18 protein-coding genes are annotated in these 24,139 nt (G+C 61.6%); 1 reads left to right on the forward strand and 17 read right to left on the reverse strand.

The genetic code is table 11. The features are described from left to right. Positions 1-34: 34 nt before the first annotated feature. The 9 genes from H7C86_RS18410 to H7C86_RS18450 form a co-directional block, all read right to left on the reverse strand. Positions 35-1,051: a phosphotransferase enzyme family protein gene (locus H7C86_RS18410; protein WP_134998592.1), complete on the reverse strand. Its 1,017-nt coding sequence runs from the start codon at positions 1,049-1,051 to the stop codon at positions 35-37. 33 nt (positions 1,052-1,084) lie between these two features. Continuing rightward, positions 1,085-1,693 carry a microcompartment protein gene (locus H7C86_RS18415; protein ID WP_050794046.1) on the reverse strand — a complete coding sequence of 203 codons (609 nt, stop codon included), beginning with the start codon at positions 1,691-1,693 and terminating at the stop codon, positions 1,085-1,087. Between the two features lie 117 nt (positions 1,694-1,810). After that, on the reverse strand, positions 1,811-2,092 hold the full coding sequence (locus H7C86_RS18420; RefSeq protein WP_124566847.1) for a BMC domain-containing protein: 282 nt from the start codon (positions 2,090-2,092) through the stop codon (positions 1,811-1,813). 62 nt (positions 2,093-2,154) lie between these two features. Further along, positions 2,155-2,430 carry a EutN/CcmL family microcompartment protein gene (locus H7C86_RS18425; RefSeq protein WP_124566848.1) on the reverse strand — a complete coding sequence of 92 codons (276 nt, stop codon included), beginning with the start codon at positions 2,428-2,430 and terminating at the stop codon, positions 2,155-2,157. Beyond that, entirely contained in the window at positions 2,430-2,768 is a 339-nt protein-coding gene (locus H7C86_RS18430) for a hypothetical protein (RefSeq protein ID WP_308115616.1), read from the reverse strand. Before H7C86_RS18430 ends, H7C86_RS18425 begins: the two co-directional genes overlap by 1 nt. 149 nt (positions 2,769-2,917) lie before the next feature. Then, the gene (locus H7C86_RS18435) at positions 2,918-3,520 is read right to left on the reverse strand and encodes a BMC domain-containing protein (protein ID WP_003943811.1); all 603 of its coding nucleotides are present in this window, start codon (positions 3,518-3,520) and stop codon (positions 2,918-2,920) included. Between the two features lie 3 nt (positions 3,521-3,523). Then, positions 3,524-5,086 (reverse strand): aldehyde dehydrogenase family protein, encoded by a 1,563-nt coding sequence (locus tag H7C86_RS18440; protein ID WP_182261981.1) that lies wholly within the window; start codon positions 5,084-5,086, stop codon positions 3,524-3,526. Continuing rightward, a complete protein-coding gene (locus H7C86_RS18445) occupies positions 5,086-6,372 on the reverse strand; it encodes an aspartate aminotransferase family protein (protein WP_003943881.1) in 1,287 nt (428 codons plus the stop codon). Before H7C86_RS18445 ends, H7C86_RS18440 begins: the two co-directional genes overlap by 1 nt. A 228-nt stretch (positions 6,373-6,600) precedes the next feature. Then, positions 6,601-8,175: an APC family permease gene (locus tag H7C86_RS18450; RefSeq protein ID WP_372461250.1), complete on the reverse strand. Its 1,575-nt coding sequence runs from the start codon at positions 8,173-8,175 to the stop codon at positions 6,601-6,603. Positions 8,176-8,572: 397 nt separating this feature from the next. Between H7C86_RS18450 and H7C86_RS18455 the strand changes: the two genes are divergently transcribed. Next, positions 8,573-9,361, forward strand: a complete 789-nt coding sequence (locus H7C86_RS18455) for a GntR family transcriptional regulator (protein ID WP_134998596.1) — start codon at positions 8,573-8,575, stop codon at positions 9,359-9,361. A 42-nt stretch (positions 9,362-9,403) separates the two neighbouring features. On the opposite strand, the gene H7C86_RS18460 is transcribed toward H7C86_RS18455, so the two are convergent. The 8 genes from H7C86_RS18460 to H7C86_RS18495 all read right to left on the reverse strand — a co-directional run bounded on the left by H7C86_RS18460 (position 9,404) and on the right by H7C86_RS18495 (position 23,950). Beyond that, positions 9,404-10,945: an acyl-CoA carboxylase subunit beta gene (locus H7C86_RS18460; RefSeq protein WP_019746413.1), complete on the reverse strand. Its 1,542-nt coding sequence runs from the start codon at positions 10,943-10,945 to the stop codon at positions 9,404-9,406. Continuing rightward, on the reverse strand, positions 10,942-15,870 hold the full coding sequence (gene pks13 / locus H7C86_RS18465) for a polyketide synthase Pks13 (protein WP_182261982.1): 4,929 nt from the start codon (positions 15,868-15,870) through the stop codon (positions 10,942-10,944). The genes H7C86_RS18460 and pks13 overlap by 4 nt, the downstream gene beginning before the upstream one ends. A gap of 37 nt (positions 15,871-15,907) precedes the next feature. Further along, positions 15,908-17,797, reverse strand: a complete 1,890-nt coding sequence (gene fadD32 / locus H7C86_RS18470; protein WP_003943899.1) for a long-chain-fatty-acid--AMP ligase FadD32 — start codon at positions 17,795-17,797, stop codon at positions 15,908-15,910. A gap of 182 nt (positions 17,798-17,979) precedes the next feature. Then, positions 17,980-18,975 carry an LLM class F420-dependent oxidoreductase gene (locus tag H7C86_RS18475; protein WP_020968111.1) on the reverse strand — a complete coding sequence of 332 codons (996 nt, stop codon included), beginning with the start codon at positions 18,973-18,975 and terminating at the stop codon, positions 17,980-17,982. 206 nt (positions 18,976-19,181) lie between these two features. Next, positions 19,182-20,135, reverse strand: coding sequence for a cutinase family protein (locus H7C86_RS18480; protein WP_019746409.1), 954 nt, complete (start codon positions 20,133-20,135; stop codon positions 19,182-19,184). A 9-nt stretch (positions 20,136-20,144) separates the two neighbouring features. Beyond that, positions 20,145-20,696: a DUF732 domain-containing protein gene (locus tag H7C86_RS18485; RefSeq protein WP_019746408.1), complete on the reverse strand. Its 552-nt coding sequence runs from the start codon at positions 20,694-20,696 to the stop codon at positions 20,145-20,147. 106 nt (positions 20,697-20,802) lie between these two features. Beyond that, a complete protein-coding gene (locus H7C86_RS18490; protein ID WP_020905771.1) occupies positions 20,803-22,686 on the reverse strand; it encodes an alpha/beta hydrolase-fold protein in 1,884 nt (627 codons plus the stop codon). A gap of 253 nt (positions 22,687-22,939) precedes the next feature. Further along, positions 22,940-23,950: an alpha/beta hydrolase family protein gene (locus tag H7C86_RS18495; RefSeq protein ID WP_020905770.1), complete on the reverse strand. Its 1,011-nt coding sequence runs from the start codon at positions 23,948-23,950 to the stop codon at positions 22,940-22,942. Between the last annotated feature and the right edge of the window lie 189 nt (positions 23,951-24,139).

Genomic DNA, 24,139 nt, shown 5'->3' on the forward strand with positions numbered 1-24,139 from the left:
ACCTCATCAGAGTTGATTGATCGGGACTAGTCGGTCAGCGAACAGAACCTGTTCGCTCGAGTGAGGAACCGGCGGAATCGAGGTACCTGGTCGCCAGATCGCACGTTCCCGCTGCATAACTCGAACTCTTCGTGCGCGACTCGTGGGAATGCGAATGGGAACCCATCCATGCCACCAAGAGCATCCTGCGCAACATGACGAATGTAGCGAGCATGTCTTCGTCCTCGTCGGACAATTCCGCGACGGTTCGGTACCCGGACAACCACGCTTCCTGCCAACGCGGCAATGCCGGATCGTGCTCGATGAAAGACACGGCGGTACCGAAGTCGTACAGGAACCAGCCGAACCCACAATCGTCGAAATCGATCACGTTGACCTGATCTGCATCAACGAGAAGATTCGCCAGTCGGAGGTCTGCGTGCACCAGACCGAATCGGTCCGGGCCCTGCCCGTATCGTTCCAACCTCCGGCGAATCAAATCCACGGCAGGCTCCAACGTCGCAATCTCGTTGGTCCCGATGCCGACAGCATCCTGCCAGCGTCCCCACCTCGGTGCCTCGCCCAGTGTATTGGTCCAATCCCACGAGAAGCGAGCGAAACCAGTCGGCTTGCGCCAACGCTTCGAATGAGAGTGAAGCCTCGCTGTCACCGCTCCGAGTGTATGAAAGTCGTTCGCACAAATTCCCGCTTCATCCGGCTCCAAGCCACCCATCGTCTCGAAAAGGACTGCGTGCCGCGTACGTCCGGAAACTTCCGTCGTTACGATTCGACGCCCGTCTGCTGTCCGAATCACTGTGGAGGCATCAACGATGTTCTCCTCATGGAGGGCATCGAGCCAATCCAGTTCTGACTCGATCGCCTGCGCATCGTGGTATCCCTCCCGATGCACGCGGAGGATTCCACCCGAGCCTGTCCCCGGGTCTTCGACCAGATAGGTCGCATTTTCCGACAAATTGATCATGCGCCACTGCGCATCTCGCGAGAACGTGTACTCCTTGATCGCACGATCTGCGACCAGGTCCTCGGCCGATCCCGCACCTTCGACAAACATCAGGTGGTCCTCCTCTCCTCTCAAGAAACTGACTCAGCCGTGTTCGCGGCCTTCGATACCTGCCAAGACGTCCGTGATCCTGTCTCGGGCCGACGTGACCTCTTCGGTCGATCCTGCGATATACAGCCGTCCGGCTGCACCGATCATCTGCACGTCCACGAGAGTGATTCCCGGAGCTGCGCGTTCGGCCTCGTTGGCAGCCACCGTCGCGAACAGCGCCGGGGTCATTTCGTACACGAGCAGCGACTGCCCAGGCATTACCATGGATGCCTGTCTGTTCCGATTGATGATCACCGCATGCTGATCCGTGATGTCCTCGATCACGTCGTGGTAGAGCACCTTCGGTCGCAGCTGATCAGCTGCCTCGCTACCGGTGCCGTCCAAGATCGCCTGACCCGCACGTTCCACATCGGCAAGGTTGTTCGCATGAATCTCGAGAACTCCGAATTGCCTTTCCACGTATAGTATCCCGGGCTCGACGGAAGGAACCGCCCTCAGCGCGAGGTCCATCACACGTTCGATCGCCAGAGCTGGTGACACCTCGACGATGAGTGCGTAATCGTGCTCATACGGCGGGTACCCACGCGCGCGAGTGGGTGTACCCATGTACGCCGCAAACTGACGTTGCAGGTCATGCACCATCAGGTAGACACGGATATCCGTTGTTGATTGCACTTGTGCGGACACCGAGGTGCCTCCTCCTCAGATTTTGATCCCGCCAGGACGTTGATCCTGCTGGGCCTAACCGATGCGAGCGAGCTACTTGGAGACCACCGAGAAGTGCGCACCGAGTTCGGCATGCGGACGCGGAATCACATGGACGCTTACCAATTCGCCTACCTGAGAAGCTGTTTCAGCACCGGCCTCCGTGGCGGCCTTCACCGCCCCCACTTCACCGGTGACGATGACCGCCACCAATCCGTCCCCGACCTCTTGCCGATCCGTGATGGTGACGTTGGCTGCCTTGACCATTGCATCGGCGGCCGCCAACGCTGCAACGAATCCCTTGGTCTCGATCATTCCGATTGCTGTGCTGGACATTTGTCGACTCCTTTATTGACGGTTCTGTCGCGAGGTACGCAGACAGGAGGATCACGATCCGGTCAGAGACCGGAGTTCGGGGGAACTTCGGGGGTGGCGTCTCGATCGATCGATCCGATGACGAGAGCGTCCACAGGTGGTGGTGTACCGGGAAACCAGTTGGATGCGACGGAGCCCTGCGCAACGAGGACGTGCTCGCCGACACCCGAACCCAGAACATCGAACGCGATGAATCGGTCGCCCGACTCCAGAGCCTCGACGCGCAGAAGCGCGCCGTTCGGCAGTCCGTCGATGCGTCGCGACGACCAGATGCTTCCCGTGACAACTGCGGCAATCATCAGCGCTCCTTTTCGAATGAGACCCCGAGAGCGCGTGCCTTCTCGCGAGCCAGCGGGGTTATCACTGCTTTGCGCCCGAGAACAAGGCGCGCACCGGATTCTGCAAAGCGAGCTATGTGCCGCTCGGTCACCACACCCTCGTCGATACGGTGAACTGCCGATGTTGGTCCTGCCGCCTTGGGGCCGGGGGCGAGTGTGAATTTCAATCGGCCGGCACGCAGGTCTTGCCGCGATTTCGGATTCTCGAACAATTCCAGCAGCTTGAACACGAAGGTCTGCAGTTCGGCGCTGGTGCTCAGCCGCACTGCTTCGGTCTTGTTTCGACGAGAGACAGCCATCGGACCAGTCGGCGCCGGAGCGAGCTGAGGTGAGGGGGGCTTGCTCGGGGCGGGTTTATCCGGAGTGAGTTTATTCGGGACCTCAGGTGCGACTTCCCGGATGATCTCTCGAATCATAGTCCGAAGCTCTTCGGGCGGAGGCAATTTCATCAGAATTCACCTCCCAGAGCACTCTGAGCTGCCTCGGCGGCCTGCCGCACATCTGCTTCGCTACCCGATAGATACACTCGACCAGTTGCACCCATCATGCGAAAGTCGACCACCTTGACGTCGGCTGCCTTCTCCGCCTCGTTCGTGGCCAGGATCGCATATGAGGCAGGCTGAACTTCCAGAACGAACAGCGAATCTCCAGCCAGCACCATCGATCCGATCTTGTTGCGATTGATCAGGAACGCATGCTGCGGTTCGATACTGGAAATGATCTTCGAAGCGAGAATAGTCGGCGAGATCGCAGAAGATCTGGTCGCCTCGAGTGCGTCCAGCGCCGCGTCTGCGGCAGATGTCACCGCCCCTGTTTCACCGTGAAATTCCAAGTACCCGAATTGCCTTTCGACAACCAACACGCCAGCCTGCACATCAGCGTGTTTGAGGGCAACGTCGGTAATGCCTTCGATATCGAGTCCTGGCGCAACCTCGATAATCTGAGCGGCAGAATCGGCCCGAGGAAGCGTTCCACGAATGAAGGTACCCAGATAGGACATCGTCTGTGGTTGCAGCCTGTCAATGAAAATGAACGATCGAAGTTCAGCCATGGGTCACCTCTTGTTCAGTTGGGAGAGTTCTTCGACGACTATCCGACGGAGCTCTGCGCGGAGCCGATCCGCATCTGTCGACGAGCCTCGAACAGGCGAGTCAGCGCGGATTGTCCGCGGAACCGATTTCGGCACAGCCACTCCCGACCCGGGGGCAGCATTCGAGGCGATGGGGTAAACCGGCACGGCGCCGACCGGCACCTGCCAGATTTCGACACCCGAAAGATTCGCCATGCGGACACTTTCGTCCGAGTTGTAGGCGACGCGAGCCCAGTTCAGTAGATGCTTCGGCTCGAGATTGTCACCGATCGAACTGCGCCCGGCGAATCCGGTACCGATCGTCATTGATGGAGCCAGATTCGTGTCGAGTCCCGCGCTACCCGTACTGTTTCCGACGTTCACCGAAATACGCAGCACCGGCACCAGCGCCGCATAGTTCATGATCGTGTGCGAATTCTCGCTGTGAATCGCCGCAGAATGACCGGCGCCGGCGATACGGACCACTGCCCGCGCAGCTCGTACACCTCGATCAGCGTCAGGGACCCGCACCATCCCGATCACCGGTGACAGTTTCTCGTGCGCCAGAACCTCTTCCGAGCGAACAACATCGAACGGAGCTACGAGCAGTCTGGTTTTCGCGGTCAGTCGCAGTCCGATCTTGTCCGCGATCCACACTGCATCCTTGCCGACGACGTCCGTGTTGAGGTGACCCTCGGGAAACATGTACTCGCGCAGTCGATTCACATCGTCGACATCCAGCAAGTGAGCCCCCGCACGCTGCATCTCGCGCGTCAAGCCATCCGCAACTGAATCCTCGGCGATGAGTACGGATTCGTTGGTGCACAGGAGAGAATTGTCGAAAGCCTTGCTGTCGACGATTCGTTGTGCGGCCAAACGCACATCCGCAGTGGCGTCCACGAACACAGGGACATTGCCGGGGCCCACTCCTAGAGCCGGATTGCCCGACGAGTAAGCCGCGCGGACAACGCTGGACCCACCCGTTGCCACGATGACGTCGGTTCGATCGTCCGACATCAGCGCTTCCATCAACGGAATCGTCGGCTCGTCGACCACCTGAATGATGCCGTCCGGTGCGCCCGCTGCCACCGCTGCAGCACTGAGCATGTGCGCCGCATCCGCACACGACAGCTTTGCCCTCGGATGTGGTGCAACCACGATGGCATTTCGGGTCAACATCGCGATCAATACTTTGAAGTACACCGACGAAACAGGATTGGTAGTAGGAGTGAGGGCAAGCACGACACCGGCAGGGCGTGGAATCTCGACTATCTTGTGGAGCTCGTCCACCCTGGGGCTGACAAAATCTTGCCCACGGTAGAACTCGAGGATTCCGCGTGAGCAGGCCTGATTCTTCCGAACCTTGTCTGCAACCACGCCCATCCCCGTCTCGCGAACCGCCCATTCGGCATAGTGCCCAGACGCTTCGTACGCCGCGTCGGCTACCGCCTGCGCAATTCGACCCACAGAGTCGGCGTCGTAGGTGGCGAATGACTCGGCGGCCCAAACGGCGCGTTCGAGCATATGCCCGGCAAAAGCCGTACTCATCAGATTGCCCTCCGGTCAGAGTTGTGAACGTCGTCGCGTGCTCGTCCGACAGCAACTTCAACGCGATCGAGGACGTCTTCGCATAGCTCACGCGACATCAGAATGCCTGGTTTGAACTGCAGCACACGCGGATCCAAAGTCGAAAAGATCGCCCATACCCCCAGTTCGTACAACTGGCGCATCACGAACTTCGCCCCTTCGGGGTGGTCGAATCGCAAACCGAGGATCACTCCGTTCTGACGAATCTCGGCGAACCACCCGGGGTATTGATCTTGAATTCTGCGAAGCCCGGCACCCATGAGTTCGGATATGTAATGCACCATCGATCTCACCTGTGGGCGGGTGGTGATCTCGAGTGTCTTGAGCGCTGCGACACAACCGAGTTCGGCGCCACCGAACGTCGAGATGTGGCCGAAACCATCCTGCTCGAGCCACTGCCCCGCCCGATCGCTGAGCAGCACAGCCGCGATCGGATAGATACCGCCTGAAATTCCCTTACCGGTCACCATGATGTCGGGATCGATCCCGTGCTTGGTGATACCCCACAGTTCACCGGTACGCATCAGTCCTGTCTGCACCTCGTCTGCGATGTACAGAGCGTCGTACGCTTCTGTCATCGCTTTGACCGCTTCGAGGTAGCCCGGCTCCGGTAGTGGAAATCCGTACGTCGCCGGAATCGTTTCCATGATCACCGCCGCAACGTCACGGCCAGACAAGGCCTTGTCCATTGCATCCAGATCACCGAACGGCACTTGAATGAACTCGTCCGGTCGATCCGCGAGGAAGAGCTTCGCGAACCGATCGTCACCGGTGCCTACCGCAAGTCCGGTATGACCGTGATAAGCCTTCACGATCGATACGATCTTTCTCTTCTGCGTTGCATGCCGAGCACTTTTGAGCGCGATATCGATCGCCTCTCCACCTCCGGACGCGAACGCAACCTTCGTCAGACCTGCAGGAGCCGTCTGGACCAATGCTTCAGCGAGTGCGGTGCGCGCGACCGAGGGAAAGTGGTGGTTTCCGATGTCGAACAGCTCGAGCCCCTCGGCAACTGCCGCCACTACCTCCGGATTTCGATGCCCGAGGTTGTAGGTGCCGCCATTCAAATGAAGGTCGATGAGGCGGCGGCCCTCCATATCCCACAGCACGTAACCCTCGCGTCGGCCGATGACCAGATCGATGCCACTGTCGGTCCAGAACTGAGTCTTGTCGGGGTTCCAGTACCGTTTGGCCTTCTCCAGCACTTCGCTCTTGGAATCGAAGCTGAATGAGCCGTAGTCGTACATATCCCACCTGTCCTGACTCGGGCCCGATTCGTTCGGGCTTTCGACTCTCTGCGTACATGTAAATCATTAATGGTCCGACCAATAAAGTCAATGGCACGGGTAGGAAAATGTTGAATTATCTGATCGTACGACTCAATAATGCTGCACACCATCGCTATTCGAACGCCAACCGGCTTTCTCGCAACGAGACATGCCCTCCATATCATGATTGGTCATACCAAATGAAAATCACTTGATCGAAGGTTCAGCTTCCGGTTCCGATTCGGGTGTGTCGTCCAAGACGATGCGTCCGATTCGGGCGTATCGCTCGGGAGCCCGGTACCTGTACCAAACAGCGACGAGCATTCCGAAAAGAAACAGTCCGCCCACGATGTACGGACTCAAGCGGAACAGCAGGGTATCCGCAGCAGCACCCGCCGCGAAACTGCGGTTCTCCCATAAGAGGTACACCACGTACAGCATTCCCAACCCGCCGAGGAGGGGAGCCAGAAGAGTTCGAAACCAGTTGGCCGTTTCCGGATGGTTCCTGGAAACATGGAAATAGCCGATGACTGCAAAAGCGCAGAGCGACTGAACAATCAGGATTGCCATCGTACCGAGAATCGCCAACAACCCGAATAGGTGGATGTACGGATCCATCCCGGCAACCGCGAAGGCGATCACAATCGCAGTGGCCATGACCGTCTGGACGAACGACGCGATGTGTGGCGACCCGTGCACGGGGTGGGTTCGACCGACGGAGCCTTCGGAACCGGGAATCAGCCCCTCACGCCCCAGCGCATAGATATATCGAGATGCGCACTGATGGAAGGCCATTCCGCACGCGAATGACCCTGAAATGAGTAGTACCTCGAAGACACTAACGGCCCAGCCGCCGACGAAATCACGTGTCGGACCGAAGAATATCTCACTGGAAGTCGAGGAATCCTGCGCCAGCTCGATGGCCCGGGCCGGACCGGTGCCGGCGATGGCCATCCAGGAAACGAATACGTAGAACAGTCCAATTCCCAGAACTGACAGGAGAATTGCGCGCGGAATGATTCGTTTGGGGTCGCGCGACTCCTCGCCGTACATTGCAGTCGACTCGAAGCCTACCCACGACCAGAAGGCGAAGAACAGTCCGATACCTGCCACTGCACCGCCGACGCCTGCCGCAGGCTCGAATGCATTCACCGGGTTGATCGAAGACACTGCGAAGCCGTCCGGACCACCACCGTGAACGAGCACTGCAACGGCCATCAGTCCCAACATCAAGATTTCTGTTACCAGAAAAGCTCCCAAAACCTTTGCAGCCAAATTGATATCAAAGTAGGAGAGGATCGCGTTGGCCGCGAGCATCACCAAAGCGAACACGATCCACGGAACGGATATGCCGGTGTACTTCTCCACCGTGCTGTGCGAGAAGAAGCTGAAGATGCCGACGAGGGATGCCTCGAACACCACGTACGCCATCGTGATGATCGTCCCCGAGGCCATCCCGAGTACCCGTCCCAGCCCATGACTGATGAATCCGTAAAAGGCCCCGGTTGCGGTGATATGGCGTGCCATCGCTGCATATCCGACTCCGAAGAGGCCAAGCACGATGGTCGCCACCAGGTACCCCGCCGGAGCGCCACTGCCGTTGCCGAAGCCGATAGCAATCGGAATGTTCCCGACCATGGCAGTAATCGGCGCAGCGGTCGCCACAGCCATGAAAACCACACCTGCGAGGCCGACTGAATTCTTCTTCAGACGTTGGACCGGCTGACCAGACTTGTTCTCACCGGCGGCGGCCGCACCGTCGGCCTCGGATACATCGGTCACGACGAAGGTCCTCTCAGTATTTGCCGAACAGATTCGACGACTCGAACTGCGACCTGCTGCCGCAGCGCACCTTGCGATCGACTGAGTGTGACACACCTAACATACCAAAACAAGACTTGTTTGAACCTTTTATATGGCTATGTACTGCGGTTATATCAATTGGATTGAATTTTGGTATGGCTGTTGGTTGAGGAAAATCAGTGTTTGGTCCAACTTTCACAAGGCTCACCTGGAAGGGGCAACCGCTCGGCCCCCGCCAAGACGCAAGAAGCTCCGATCAACCGCCCACCATGCGATAAGCTGCCGAAACAGACCGCAGCGGCTCCAGCAGTGTGCGGGATTGGCGAATGGGTGATGGACGTGCCGCACTCCGGCGCCGGGGCGGGAGGCGATTCCGATGACGACTGGTATGGGCGGGCCGGTAGCCGAGCAGGTTCGCCGAAAGATACTGAGCGACATTAGTTCCGGGATTCTCAAACCCGGGGATCGTCTCCCGAGCGAGCGAGAACTGGCCGAGCACTTCCAAGTGAGCCGATCCACATTGCGGGGCGTTCTGACAGGTCTGTGCCAGGCAGGAATCACGCATCGCATACCAGGTCGGGCGGGAGGCACCTTCATCGCGCAGCGGAAATTCGAGCGCGACCTTGATCGAGTCGACGGGTTGCCGTCCTATCTCGCTAGACAGGGGATGACATCCGGTTCACAGGTGCTGTCGGCTGTCCTACAAAACCCTGAACAGTCGATTCGAATCCGACTCGGCCTCGACGACGAAAGCTCACTGGCGTTCAGCATCCTCCGATTGCGATTTGCCGACGGAACTCCATTGTCGATAGAGCAGGCATGGCTCCCCGCTCAACGCTTCCCCGGGCTACTGGAGCGGCCATTGGGTGGCTCCGTCTACGAGCTTCTACGAAGTGAGTACGAAGTCGAGGTCGTGAGCAGCGAGGAAAGACTCGAAGTAGCCTCGGCGACACCGGAAGAGGCTCGATTGCTTTCCGTTCACACCGACGCGCCACTCATTTCGATTCAGCGAACCGCGCGGGACGCGGCCGGCGCAATCATCGAATGTTCGAACGACCTGTTCCGAGCCGACCGCACCCAGATCCTCGTTCGCTCGGCCGGTCACGGGATACGTGCCGAATCGGACAATCCTGATTCGGGGGTAGAACTCAACCTTATCTATTGAGCCAACCCCCGACCGAACCCTCGAGGCCGTACCCCTCAGGTACTAAAGCGGCATCAAGTTGTGCTTGCGCGGGTTCTTGAAGATCGTCTTGTCCTTGAGCAACTTCAGAGCCTTGCGGATTTCGAGACGCGTCTGCGAAGGCTCGATCACCGCGTCGATGTATCCGCGCTCAGCCGCGATGTACGGCGTCGCGACGAACTCGTTGTAGAAGTTGATCAACTGAGCACGCACCGCGGGTGCGTTCTCTCCCGCCTCGGCGAGCTGACGACGTCCCATGATGTTGACGGCACCCTCGGCACCCATCACGGCGATACGAGCGGTCGGCCACGCGAGGTTGATGTCGGCACCGAGCTGCTTGCAACCCATGACGGCATAACCGCCGCCGTACGCCTTACGAACCACCACAGTCACCTTCGGGACAGTGGCTTCGATGTACGCGAACAGGAAACGCCCGCCACGCTTGATGACACCGACCTTTTCCTGATCGACGCCGGGAAGAAAGCCTGGTGTGTCGACGACAAAAACGAGCGGGATGCTGAAAGCGTCGCACAGGCGCACAAAATGGGCAGCCTTGTCGGAGCTGTCCGCATCGAGGGCGCCACTGAGGTACGTGGGCTGGTTGGCCACGACACCGACGGGCAGGCCGTCGACGCGGGAGAACCCGGTTATCACGTTGTGCGCGACCTGGGCTCCGATTTCATGGAAGGTTCCGTCGTCGAAGATCCGCAGAATGATGTCGTGCATGTCGTAGCCGGCATTGTCGGCATCCGGCATGAAGGCGTTGAGTTCGAGATCCGACTCGGTGATCTCGGGTTCGAGACCCGGGTTGATCAACGGCGCCTTCTCCGTGCACGAGGACGGCATGAAGCTCAGGTACTCACGCACCCAGTCGAATGCAGCCTTCTCGTCGGGAGCGACGTGATGGATGTTTCCGTACTCCGCCTGCTTGCGCGCCCCGCCCAGATCCTCGAGACTGACCTCTTCGCCGGTGACCGACTTGATGACGTCGGGTCCGGTGACGAACATGTACGACTCTTCGGTCGCGACCACGACGTCGGTGTTGATCGGTGCGTACACGGCACCGCCGGCGCACTTACCGAGGATGACCGAGATCTGCGGGCAGACGCCGGACAAGGGCTCCTGACGTGAACCCATGTTGGCGTACCAGGCCAATGAGGAAACGGCATCTTGGATTCGAGCTCCACCGGAATCGTTGATACCGACGACCGGGCAGCCCACCTTCAGTGCAAAATCGTTGACGGCGGCGACCTTACGGCCGAACATCTCTCCGGCGGCACCGCCGAACACAGTCTGATCGTGCGCGAACACGGCAACCGGACGCCCGTCGACAGTTCCGTGACCGGTCATGACGCCGTCGCTGTACGGGTTGTCCTCGCCCGCCATCTTCACCAGGGCGCCGACCTCGACGAAGCTACCGGGATCGAGCAACATGTCGATGCGCTGGCGCGGCGTACTGTGCCCTGCTGCATCGCGCTTCGCAATGGCCCGAGCCGAGCCGGGTTCCTTTGCCTTCTCCAACTTTTCGCGGAGTTCAGCGAGCTTCTCCGCGGTGGTTGTCGTCACTTCTGAACTCCGGTTTCCGCTGCTTTGGTCTGAGCTGTCTCGATCTGGGCCAGCTTGGTGGTGAGGTCTGCCGCAACCTTCGCGATGTACGGCTCGTCGACGATCTGCAGGTGGTCCCCGCCGATGTAGACGACCTCGAGGTTCTTCACGTAGTCACCCCAACCACCATCTGCCTTGCGGGTCTTGAATGCAGGCTCGAGCGTCATCAACTCGTCGTGGTACTTGTCGGCCATGTAGAGCACGACGTCGCCGTCGTAGCTGCTGAACTCGGCCGTCTGGATGGCGCGGTTGTCCAACCACGACGTCCGCTGATGCTCGATGATGCCGCCGGGAATCTTGGCGCCGCTCATCTTGATCATGTCCATCAAGATCTGGATCTGATCCTCGTCCGCTTCGGTGGAGGCCAGAACGTCAAGCGGCAGCGGAACATCCAGGTTGTAGGTGCGCTTGGCGAACTTGCCGTAGCGCTCCCAACGCTTGCGTCGTTCCGCCTCGGTGTCCGGCACGACCTCGCCGGCCATGACGGTGTCGAGCAGTCCGACCACACGCACGTCGGCGCCCTGCTCACGCAGCAACTTCGCGACCGCATACGACATCACGCCGCCGAACGACCAGCCGCACAGCACGTACGGTCCGTCGCCCTGGATCTCACGCAGCAGCGGAACGTAAGCAGCAGCACGGGTTTCGATCGAGCCCTCGACCCGCTCGAACCCGTACATCGGCGTGCCGGCGGGCAGGCGCTTGAGCAAAGGCTCGTACGTCACCGTCGAACCACCGGCAGCATGGAAGACGCATACCGGTACGGCAGTGGAACCTTCGGGACGGGCACGCAGAGTGCGTACGAGTCCGTCGATCTTGCCGTCGTCCTCGAGGTACTGGCGCACGACGTCCGCGAGCTCTTCGATGGTGGTGGAATCGAGAACGTCGTCGAGAGTGATCTCGCCGCCCGCACGCTCGGAAAGCCGAGCAGCAAGCTTCTCGGCGACCTCGTCACCGACGATCGGCAGATCGTTGAAAATACCCTTGGCGGACTTCCCGGTGACGACGGCCCACGTCGCAAACGTCAAGCGCTCGGCCGCATCTCGCGGCGGAACATCGGAGCCGGCATCGTCGGCAGTTCCGGCTCGAGAAGGATCGGAAGGCGCAGCAGCAACCGGAGCAGTCGCCGGCAGTTCCACCGACTCCTCAGCGGGAGCAGCGTCCTCGTCGTCAGCAGCATCGGCCGCCAACTTCTCGGCAGCCTGCTTGTCGGCCATCGCCTGAACCTCTTCGCGATTGTCGATCGCGTAGCGCAGGTACTTGTTGACCTCGTTGAGGCTCGCGTCCTTGACTGCCTGGAGCTGGAGCTGCGGAATGTCGAACTCGTACTCGACGCGGTTCTTGATACGCATCGCCATGAGCGAATCGAGACCCAGTTCGATGAGCGGAACCTCGGCCGGAAGATCTTCCGGCGAGTACCCCATCGACTCGGCCACAACGATCTTGAGGCGATCGTCGAGGCTCTGCGAACCGTTCGGATCCCACTTGTCTCCGGCGTCTTCGACGACCTCGGCCAGCGTTTCCATCGGCGCGCTGGTCTTGACCGGCGCGCTGACGACCAGCTCGGGCAGCGGCTCACCGGACGTGACGACGGCGTCGAACAGCAAACGGAACGTAGCGCCCTCACGAGCATGCACCTGCACCGACGCTCCACCCGGATGCGGGTTGAGGGTTGTCGTCAGGGTCGCAGCGCCGGCCAGCTCACCGTGCGGAACGGCAGCGGTGAGAGCGACATCCGAGAGCACCTGTCCGGCAGCAGCGCTCACGAGCACAGCCAGATCGGTGACGGCGGATGCGTCGACCTCCCACACGTGGCGGCCGTCGGGCAGAGCGACGTGCGAACCGGGTACGCGAGCCGAACCGCCGGCACTGACGCGAATGTCGAGCCAGTACGGCTTACGCAGGAATGCAGTACGCGGAACCGAGGCGAAATCGCCTGCAGGAAGCAAGGACTCGAGGTTCACGGCATGGCCGTGCACGTACAGCTGCGCGAGAGCGGCAAGCACACCCGCGGACTCGTCTTCCTTACGCTTGAGCGTCTGGATGAGTTCCATGTCGTGCAGGCCCGAATCGAACGCGGTAGCCGCCACCGACATCAGCGTCACCGGGTTGGGTGCAAGCTCGACAAAAGTGGTGTGGCCGTGGGCAACTGCACCGCGTACCGCATTGGTGAAGTACACGCTGTGGCGAAGACCCTTGACCCAGTACGCCTCTTGATGGATCGGCTCGTGACCGGGACGGTAGAAAGTGTCCTTGTCGACGGACGAGTAGACGCCGAGCTTCAACGTGGTCGGCTCGATACCGGCCAACTCCGCGGCAAGCTCGCCGAGCAACGGATCGACCTGCGAGGTGTGGCTGGCACCCTTGGTCTGCAGGACACGCGCCATCTTGCCGTCGGCCTCGGCGGCCGCGACGATCGCCTCGATGTCCGGCTGCGGTCCACCGATCACCGTGTGTGTCGGAGCTGCGTAAACGCAGACCTCGAGCTTGGGGTACGTGGGCAGCAACGCCTCGATCTCGGATGCGCTGTACTCGAGCAGTGCCATCAGACGGATGTCGTCACCGACGAGTGCGCCCTCGGCCTCACCCATCAGCCGTGAACGTGAACAGATCACGCGCACAGCGTCTTCCAAGTTCAGACCACCGGACACGTATGCGGCAGCGGCCTCACCCATCGAGTGCGGAACCACGGCTTCGGCCTCAGCGCCGTGGTGACGCAGCAATGCGGCCAGACCGACCTGGATGGTGAAGATTCCCACCTGTGCGGTCTCGACGTTGTACTCGATCGCATCGTCGAGGAACATCTCGACCATCGAGTAGCCGGCCTCGTCCTGGATCAGCGCATCGACCTCGTCGACGGCTGCCTTGAAAGCCGCGTTCTCCGTGTAGAGCTGCTTGGCCATCTTGCGGTGCTGCGAGCCGAAGCCCGAGAACACCCACACCGCGCCCTTGGGCGACGGCGAGTCGGCCGAGAAGACTCCTTGAGCCGGCTTGCCTGCGGCGACGGCGCGCAGCGAGCTGATGGCCTCGGACCGCGTCTTCGCCAGAACAGCGGCCCGCGAGCGGCCGTGGTTGCGACGCGCGAGTGTGCGGGCGACATCGGCGAGGGGCGTCTTGCTTCCCTCTTCGGTTTCGAGCCAGTCGGCCAGATCTGCAGCTGCGCGGCGACGACGCGAAGCCAGCGCACCGGACACAGCCAGCACAACGGTGCTCTCGTCTTCCACAGGTGCATCGGCGACAGGGGCATCCACTACCGTCTCGGCAGGCACGTATTCCTTGACCACGACGTGCGCGTTGGTTCCGCCGAAACCGAAACCGGAAACGCCGGCGACAGCCTTGCCGGTGTAGCGCGGCCAGTCGGTGGCCTCGGGCGTCACCTGCAGGTGCGCCTTCTCGAAGTCGATGTGCGGGTTCGGGCCCAGGTAGTTGATCGTCGCGGGAATCTTGTTTTCCTGCATCGCCAGAACGACCTTGATCAGGCCGGCGGCGCCCGCAGCTGCTTCCAGGTGCCCGAAGTTGGTCTTCGCACTACCGAGCAGAGCCGGCTTGTCGTCGTCACGGCCACGACCGACGACACGGCTGAGCGCGTCGGCCTCGATGGGATCACCGAGATCGGTACCCGTTCCGTGCGCCTCGATGTAGTCGACTGTGGTCGGCACGATGCCGGCGTCGCGGTACGCGAAACGCAACACGTCGGCCTGGGCGTCAGGGTTGGGCGCGAGCAGACCGTTGGAACGACCGTCCTGGTTGACCGCGGATCCGGCGATCACCGCGAGGATGGAATCGCCGTCACGCTCGGCGTCTTCGAGACGCTTGAGCACGACGAGTCCGCCACCCTCACTGCGAACGATGCCCTGAGCGTGTGCGGAAAATGCACGCAGTTTTCCGTCGGGAGCGAGCATCCCGGTCTGATCGAAACCGAGGGTTCCGGGAGGGGCCAGCAGCATGTTGACGCCACCGGCCAGCGCGATGTTGGAATCACCACTGCGCAGCGAACGCACAGCCTCGTGAACGGCAACCAGCGAAGACGAGCACGCGGTGTCCAGAGCGATGGACGGTCCACGGAAGTCGAAGAAGTACGAAACCCGGTTCGCGACGATGGCCGTCGACGTTCCGGTCAGTGCGTACGGGTGCGCCGTCGTCGGATCACTGACCGCGAGCAACTGGTAATCGTTGGCGGAACTGCCGATGAAAACACCGACCTGCTTGCCCTTGAGCCCGCTGGCCGGAATGCGCGCGTGCTCGAGCGCTTCCCACGCGAGTTCCAGGGCGAGGCGCTGTTGCGGATCGACGTTGACGACCTCGAGCGGAGACATCGCGAAGAACTCGGCGTCGAAGCCCTTGACGTCGTCGAGGTACCCGCCCTTGGTGTTGGCGTTCTCGACCGCGGCCCTGATGGCTGGATCCGACATGAACTCGGCCCAGCGGTCCTCGGGGAGGTCGCTGATGCCGTCGCGTCCGGCCGCCAGCATTTCCCACATGTCCGAAGGCGTGTGCCCGGCACCGGGGAATCGTGTGGACAGTCCGACGATGGCGATGTCGTGGGCGTCCGTCGTGGCGCCTGAGACGTAGTACGACGCGTCGACGGTCTCCTCCGGCGCCTCGGGCTCACCTTCGATGATCCGAGTAGCCAGCGAGGCGATGGTGGGGTGTTGGTAGACGATCGTGGCGGTCAGCGTGACACCGAGCAGATCCTCGATGTCTCCGCTCAGAGCAACTGCGTCCCGCGAGGCGAGTCCGAACTCGTCCAGCGGCCGGTCGTCCACAATCGTCGACACCGGCTGACCGGTCGCGTCGGCGATCCAGTTGCGAAGCCACTCACGCAACTGCGCGACACTCATCTCGCTCACAACGTCTTTGCTCTGCACACCATCTTGTTCAACCATCAACTCACCAAGCCACCGATCATGAAGGGACTGCTCCTCAAACGCTATCGGGGAATGCGGTCTGCTGATAGCCGCCTCGCAACGTTCCCTCGATATAACTCGCCTTACACGCGCGGCGAGCGATCTTGCCGCTGGACGTACGCGGAATCGAACCCGCGGGGACGAGCAGGATGTCTCGGGCCGTAACACCGTGACGGGAAGAAATCGCCGCACGCACGGTGTCCGCGATCGGCTGCGGATCGGCCTTGCCTGCGCCGGGAGCACGCTCGGCCACGATGACCAACTGCTCCGAGGAATCGTCGTCGTCGAACTTCAGACCCGAGTGCGTGTTGGAGAACACGACAGAAGGCAGCTGGTTGGCCGGGACGGCAAACGCAGCGATGAAGCCGGGGCGCAGGGCGGGGCTGGCTTCCTGAGCCGAAGCCTCGAGGTCCTGCGGGTAATGATTGCGACCGTCGACGATCACGAGGTCCTTGACGCGGCCGGTGATGTACAGCTCGCCGTCGACGTAGACGCCGAAGTCGCCGGTACGCATCCAGTTGGCATCCGCCGGCGTGCCCTCGGTGTGGCTGTCTTCGCTCAACCGATTGTCCAGCTTGTTGTGGAAGGTCTCCGCCGTCTCGTCGGGGCGACCCCAGTAGCCGATGCCGATGTTCTCGCCGTGCAACCAGATCTCGCCGACGTGATTGTCGGGGACCTCGGTCAGAGTTTCGGGATCGACGATCGCCGCCCACTGACTGCGCGAGACGTACCCACAGGAGACCTGTGCGATGGCGTTCTCGGAGTACTGGTCGACGATGACCATGCGGCCCTTGTTGAGTTCCGTGCGGTCGACGTAGATGACCTTGGCCTCGTCGGAGTGCTTGGTCGAGGAGACGAAGAGCGTCGCTTCGGCCATGCCGTACGACGGCTTGATCGCAGTCTTGGGCAGACCGTACTGAGCAAAAGCGTCGTTGAACTTGCGCATCGACGACGTCGTGACCGGCTCACTGCCGTTGATCAGGCCGATGACGTTGCTCAGGTCCAGGGTCTCGCCGTCCTTCGGCAGGCCGCGCGCGGCAGCGTGCTCGAAAGCGAAGTTGGGAGCGGCGGCAAAGGTGCCTGCGCCGTCGGAAACCGCAGCCAGTTCCTTGATCCACCGGTACGGCCGCTGCACGAAAGCGCGCGGGCTCATGATGGTGATGTACTTGCCGCCCAGAGCAGGCAGGATGACCGTCAGCAGGCCCATGTCGTGGAACAGCGGCAGCCACGTGACGCCGCGTGAGTCCTCGTTGAGTTCGATGGAGTCGACCATCTGCAGCGCGTTCGTTCCGACAGCGCGGTGGGTGATCTCCACGCCGGCGGGAACTCGGGTCGAACCGGAGGTGTACTGCAGGTACGCGATGTCGTCGAGCTCGATGTCGGGACGAACCCACGTTTCACCGACGGTGTCGGGAATCGCGTCGACGGCGATGATGCGCGGACGCTCGGCAGCGGGAAGCGAGCGGAACAACTGACGAACACCGGCTGCCGACGATGCGGCAGTCAGAATCGCAGTCGGCTTGCAGTCACCGAGAACAGCGTGAAGACGGTCGGTGTGGCCGGGCTCGTCCGGATCGAAGAGCGGCACCGCGATGGAACCTGCCTGAATGGCGGCAAAGAACGAAATGACGTAGTCGAGCCCCTGCGGCGCAAGAATCGCGACACGGTCGCCACGCTTGGTGACCTGCTGCAGACGGGCCGCAACAGCGCGCAGACGCACACCGAACTGCTCCCAGGTCAGCTCCAGGGCTTCACCGTCACGTTCGCGTGAGTAATCGATGTACCGATACGCGAGCTCGTCCGCGTTGACACGCGAGTGTTGCTCGACGTAGTCGACCAGCGTGAAGCCTGGTTGCAGGCGGATCTGGCCCTTCTCGTCGAGAAAGCCATCGAACAGCGCGTTCATTCCATCTCCTCCGAAGCGATCACACAAGCACTGTCTTTCATGCCTGCGCCCCAGACTTCCTTCGCTCTCTCGGGTCCATCTTCGATCAATCGAATCGCACTTTGTGCGCAACTCACCTGAATCACTTCATCGATCCCAAACCATCGATATGTTACAGATTCGCATCGTCCGTATTCTCCGGCCTACTCGCCCGCCAGTAACGGGATGATCGGGGCGAACGCTTCCATCTGCGTCGGGAAGACCCCGACGTACGACATCGACGTCTTCTCACGGACCAGTCGAATCTGGTCTGCGATTTCCTCGAAAGTGCCCACAGCCAGGTATGGAGAGTTCAGCAACTCCTCCACGCTCAGCTTACGATCCACTTCGATGTTCGGCGGAAAACCTTGGTCCAGAGCGGCGATTGCCATCTCGGCAGCCTGCTCTCGATCGTCGGTGATCATGATCATGGTGATGGTCCAGTTGAGTTCGATCTCATCGAAACGCTCGCCGGCAGCTTCGCGGATCCGCTCGACACGTTCGATGGTCTTTTCCATCGTGATTCCGGAGAGCAGAAGCCGCCCGTCACGGTTGGTCGGTGTGGCGACCGAGATGATGTCCGCGTACTTCGCGGCGAGAGCGAGCATCTTCGGTCCACCGCCACCGACGATGATCGGTGGCCGCGGGCCCTGCCGCGGTCGCGGGCTGCCCTTGAGGCCACGCACCTGATAGTGCTTGCCTTCGAAAGTGCATTCCTGCCCGCGCAGCAGTGTGTCGAGAATCTGCAGAGACTCCTCGAGTTTCTCGATGCGAACGCCTGGGCTTTCGTATGCGATGCCGCCCTTGTCGAACTCTTCCTTCATCCAGCCTGCGCCGATACCGAGTTCGAGTCGACCACCGGACAGCACGTCGATAGTCGCCGCGTCCTTCGCGAGCACAGCAGGATGACGGAAGCCGTTGGCCAACACGGCAGTGCCCAGACGGATCTTGTCCGTGGCCACTGCGAGCGCTCCCAGAGCGGCGATCGGTCCGACCTGATTACCCAGGTGGTCCGGAATCATGAACGAGTCGTAGCCGAGTTCCTCGGCCTTCTGCGCAAGCTTGATGAAACGTCGCGCACCACCCTCTTCGGCGTTGCCCTCGCCACCGGCCGCAAACCGGAATTTGCGTAGGGCATCGCTGCCGTGGGTGGAACTCATATAGCGATTCTCCTGTGATGGACACGTACGTCGTACTCGGACTTCGAAACCGGACAAATCGAACCTACTCGCCAGTCACTTACGTGACAGCACTGTAGAGGACGCCCCCGGACCGTGCAGCACTCTACCGGGACCAAACGAGCAGATTACCCGCGAGCGAACTCCCGAGACGCCCGATTGTGACGAATCAACAGTGCGGCGGTGACTCAACTGTGGGGCGGTGTCGGTGCGGCGTCGATCTTCTCCGCAGCCCACTGTGCCATCCATTGGGTGGCCGTCGTGCCGTTCGGATCGACTTGGAAGGAGTTGTACATCGCGTGCACAGGGTTGTTGTAGTACTCGAGAAGCCGCGGCGCCGAACTCAACCAGTTGGTCGGATTGAGAGCGGCGGCCGGAGCGTCGCAGATACCGTCGCTCGGCGCGCAGATCTGATAAGTCCGGTCGTTGAGGTCGCCGAATCCGCCTGGCCTCGGGCCGGTCATCGTGAGACCGGGAAGCTTCAGCCCGTTCAGCGACAGCTCGGCGCCGACACCGGCAACGCTCGGGCCAACCGTGTTCCCGAACGCCGGATCGCGCCGACCGTCGGCAATCAAGCCCACGCCCAGAACCAGATCGGCAGGCACCGCGCCGGTACCGTCGCCGATACTCGCGGCGACGTCACCCGCGATCACCGCGCCCTGGGAAAATCCGGTCAGGACGTAGCTCGTGAGCGGGCACTCGGCGTGCCGCTTCATCAGAAAGTCGTTAGTGGCAGCAGTTCCCGCAGCCCGGCTGTTGTTGTAGGACTGCTGTCCGTCCGGCGGGATCGCAACCGGATTCGAAAACTGTGCGACGTAAGGAACGGTGTAGACGTCGGCCCTCGAACTATCGAACTTCTCCTGAAGAGGACGGGTCACGTTCAGCATCAACGACGCCGGATTGGCCGTCGGGTTGTACGGGTCGTCGGTAGCACTCGACTCCCACGTACCCGGTATGGCTACTACCTGGACATCGGGGCAACTGGCCGGCTGAGAGACCGGTGGCTCCGGACTCGGCGGGATCGGAGTCGGCGAAGGCACCCGCCCGGCCAGGATGTACCAACCGCCGATCACGACCGCTGCGACCACAAGAATGATCAGCAGCGGGATCAGGCACCCACGACGCTTTCCAGACCTCGCCATGACCCGCGCCTACTTGCAGTAGGTGGTGTTGGCGACGTCGATATAGATCTGAGCGTTCGCACCTGCCTGCTCGGGAGTGATCTGCTTGCCTTCCGCCGACGCTTCCTGGCCGACGAAGGCAGTCACGAAGGTCAGGACCTCGTCGTCGGTCTGAGGACCGGCAGCGCAGATGTAATTGGCCGTGTTGACGGCGATGCTTCCGTCACCGGCTGGGGTGATGCCCTTCGCCTTCAGTCCGTCGAGGAACTTCTGTGCCTCTGGACTGACCTCGACGACTGTGGGGCCCGGGAAGCCTTCGATGCTCTGCGGCTGCTCCGGGGGCGCAGTGGCTGCTGCTCCTGGACTGGTGGGTGCAGCCGACGCCGTCGTGGTCGCAGAGGCGGACGCAGACGCCGAACCGCTCGAGGACGAAGCCGCAGCGGACGTCGTGGTGACCGGATTGGAGGTTGCAGTGGAGTCGTCACTACCGCACGCGACAAGCGCACCACCCGTGGCGAGCGCCAAGGCGCCGACCGCGATCGCGCGTGCACAAGTGTTTCGGTTACCCGAGAAAAGCGACATCAATGTCCGTCCTTGCCTTCAGTCGAAAGTCCATCAACAGGTTACGCAACGCACGCGGGCGGGCACCGATCCGTGATCGGGCCCGCCCGTCGTGCACCACTGTGAGTTAGTGAACTTCTGTCTTGTCACCGATCACCGTGATGTAGCCGAACTGGAAGTTCTGCTGGACACCACCGGGAATGTCGAATTTGTCACTGATCGGGAATCCGAGGCGGCCGCCCTCGTATCCGACGCTCTTCCAGCCGTCGAAGAGCGGGCCGTTCTCGACGGACCATGCACCGGTGCCGGGGCTCCAGTAGATGTTGCCGCCCTCGAACTCGGTGAAGCGTCCGTTGTCCTTGATGGGAACCTCGTTCGACTTCGGGAATCCGAGCCAGCCGTTTTCCCAACCGAGTTCGCCGTACTTGCCCATGATCATTCCGAGAACCGCGTGAGTTCCGTTGGCGCTGCTGTACATCGCGCCGATCTCGAATCCCTGAACCTTGCCCGGCTTGCCGGGGGTCGCGATCTCGTCGGCAGTCGGGTAGCCGAGCGGGCCACCTTCCCATCCCTGTGCGGACCACTCGGCGAGAATGTCGCCGCTGACGGGGTGAGCGCCGGTCTGCGGGGTCCAGTAGATGGAGCCGTTCTGGAAGTGGTTGAAGCGTCCGCGTCCGTCGGGGGTACCGAGTTCGGGAGTACGCGGGAAGCCGAGCGGGCCGGCCGCTGCTCCGGTGTTCATGTACGCGCCGGCGATACGACCGGCGACAGGCTGGGCGCCCGTTCCACTGGTGAAGTAGATGCGACCGTTGCGGAAGTCCTGTGCCAGGCCACCCGCGACGCTGTACTCGGGGGTGATGCAGTCGCCGATCCAACCGTTGGCTGCAGCCGTCGCACCGATCTCACCCGACGTGCCGCAAGCCGGCTTCTCGACCTCGACGCCGATGGCGTTGGCCAACTGCGGCCACAGCTGATGAAGCTCGAACTGCCAGTACGGCCACGAGTGGGTTCCTGACGGGCGGTAATTGACCTGCGCGGGGATGCCGAGCTGGTTGAGCTTGGTCGCGAAGGTCTGCGAGGTCAGGCGAGCGAGGATCTCGAGGCCCATACCTGCGTAGTTGGTGCTGACGCCGGGAATTCCCGACGGCTGGTCGTACGGGCCGGTCGTACCGCTACCACTCGAGACGTACAGGCTGACGCCCTTGAGCTTCTCGGCGAGCGCATACGGATCGTGTGCAGCCCACTGTGCGTTGGACGGCGGTCCCCACATCGCGGCGGAGTTGTATCCACCGGCGTCGGTCATCGCGAACTGGATTGCCTGAGGCATGCCGAGCGAGGTGGTGGTGAGGATGCCGGACAGCGAAGCCGCGAACTTGAAGAAGCCGGGGTTGCGCGCCGTGAGGAACATCGCGGACGTGCCGCCCATCGACAGTCCGACGACTCCGCGCGTCTGCGTGGTCCGCCAGTCCTTTTCGAGGATCGGGGGCAGTTCCTTGGTCAGGAACGTCTCCCACTGGTAGTTCTTGCCGTTGTCGGGCTCGAGCCAGTCGGAGTAGAAGCTGGACTGACCGCCGACGGGAAGAATGACGTTGACGTTCTTGTCCGCGTAGAAGGACTCGGCGTCGGTTTCGTAGGTCCAGGCGTTCTCGTTGTCGGTCGCGCGAAGACCGTCGAGCATCCAGACCGAGGGGAAGCTGGCCGACGGATTGACGTTCCAATCGCGAGCCAAGAGGATCTGCACCTGAATCGGGGTGCCCATCGCGGGAGAGTTCACCCACAGCGCGACGCGACGCTCACTGAGCCAGTCGACCTTCGTGACCGCTGCGCCGGTGGGGTTCTGGGTCACGGCCGGTGCGGCCTGAGCAGGTGCCGGCGCGGCTGCCGCGGTTCCGGCCGTCGTCAAGCCCGCGGCGATCGGCAGTACCAGCATCGCTGCCAGTGCGCCGACGACCTTTGTCCGGAAGGTTGCCCGGGACCGGCGACGGTCCTCCGTGGCAAGGCCTACTCGCATGAGCTCACTCTCTTTCCTTACGTTCGGTCCGCGCGTCGATCGTGTAGCCGCCTGAGCAGCCAGACCCCCGTTGAAACTATTTCTACACGCAAACGATCCCCGCTTGGGGTAGCCGCGCTGTTACTGGTGGTGCAATTGTTACTGACCTCAGGCGATCGTGCAGCGCCTGAATACACAAGTGCCGTCCCGGTTTCCCTTGGAGGGAGTCCGGAACGGCACTGGTGAAGTGACTAGGTCACGGGATGGCGCACGATCACCAAGCGTTCATGGTGTCGAGGATCTGGCCGCGAGCCTTCCACAGCTCTGCCGACCAGTACGGCCACGAGTGCGTGCCGTTGGACGGGAAGCTGTAGGTGGCCGGGATACCCAGCGAGTTCATGCGGATCTGGAATGCACGGGTGTTGACCAGGGCGAGTGCTTCGAGGCCCATGCCGTTAGCCGTGTTGTAGTAATCGATCGGTGCGCGCGGGTGGTCGTATTCACCGGGCAGGCCGCTTGCCGACGAGATGTACATCGACAGGCCCTGCAGACGCGGTGCGAAGACGAACGGGTCGTTGCGCAGCCAGGACGGGCTCCACGGCGGTCCCCACATGGAGTCGACGTTGAAGCGACCGGCATCGAGCATTGCGACGCGGATTGCCTCGCGCATGCCGGGAGCCGAGATGTTCAGGTAGCCCGAGAGCGAGCCGGCGAACTTGAACTGGTCGCGGTGGTAAGCAGCCAGCGTCAGAGCAGCGCTGCCACCCATCGAGAGACCGAGAACCGCGTTGTTGTTCGGCGAGACGCCGTAGTTCGCGAGGAAGTTGGGGAGTTCCTGCGTGAGGAACGTTTCCCACTTGTACGTGATCTGCTGGCCGTTGAAGTTCGACGGTGCATACCAGTCGCTGTAGAAGCTGGACTCGCCGCCGACGGGCATCACGAGGGTGATGTTGTCGTTGCGGTACTGGTCCATCGCGTTGGTCTCGAAGCTCCACGCGTTGGCGTCGTTGCGCGCACGCAGGCCGTCGAGGAGGTAGAGGGCAGCGTTTCCGCCGCGTGCGGCCCACTGGACCTGGACCTTGATGTTGCCCATCGAGGAGGGCACCCACAGCTCGTCGTATCCGCCGGAGGGGGCGGTGTGGCTGGGAGCAGTGTGCGCGGGCGCAGCAGAGGCGACAGCACTACCGGCAACTCCTGCAGCAAGGGGTAGCACAAGTGCTGCGGCACCGATGGCCAACGCTCGGTGCTTGAGGCGCTGGGTCAGCCTCTTTCTGGCAAAACGCATGGATACTGCTCTCTCTCTTCGTCTGCGGCACTCACTCGGTGGAGTGGCTCCGGCGGATTCCGTCGGGGAACAGGCTTTTCTGCCAGCCCGAACAAGTTCGGGTCGGCAGCGGACCTCTTCCAAGTCACACTGCGCTCGCTGGACTTTATGTCACAGGTTCAGCTGTGACAAATAGACAGACCGTTACGT

This window comes from Rhodococcus sp. UFZ-B548 (assembly GCF_903819475.1).
In the GTDB taxonomy this organism is placed as follows: Bacteria; Actinomycetota; Actinomycetes; order Mycobacteriales; family Mycobacteriaceae; genus Rhodococcus_F; species Rhodococcus_F erythropolis.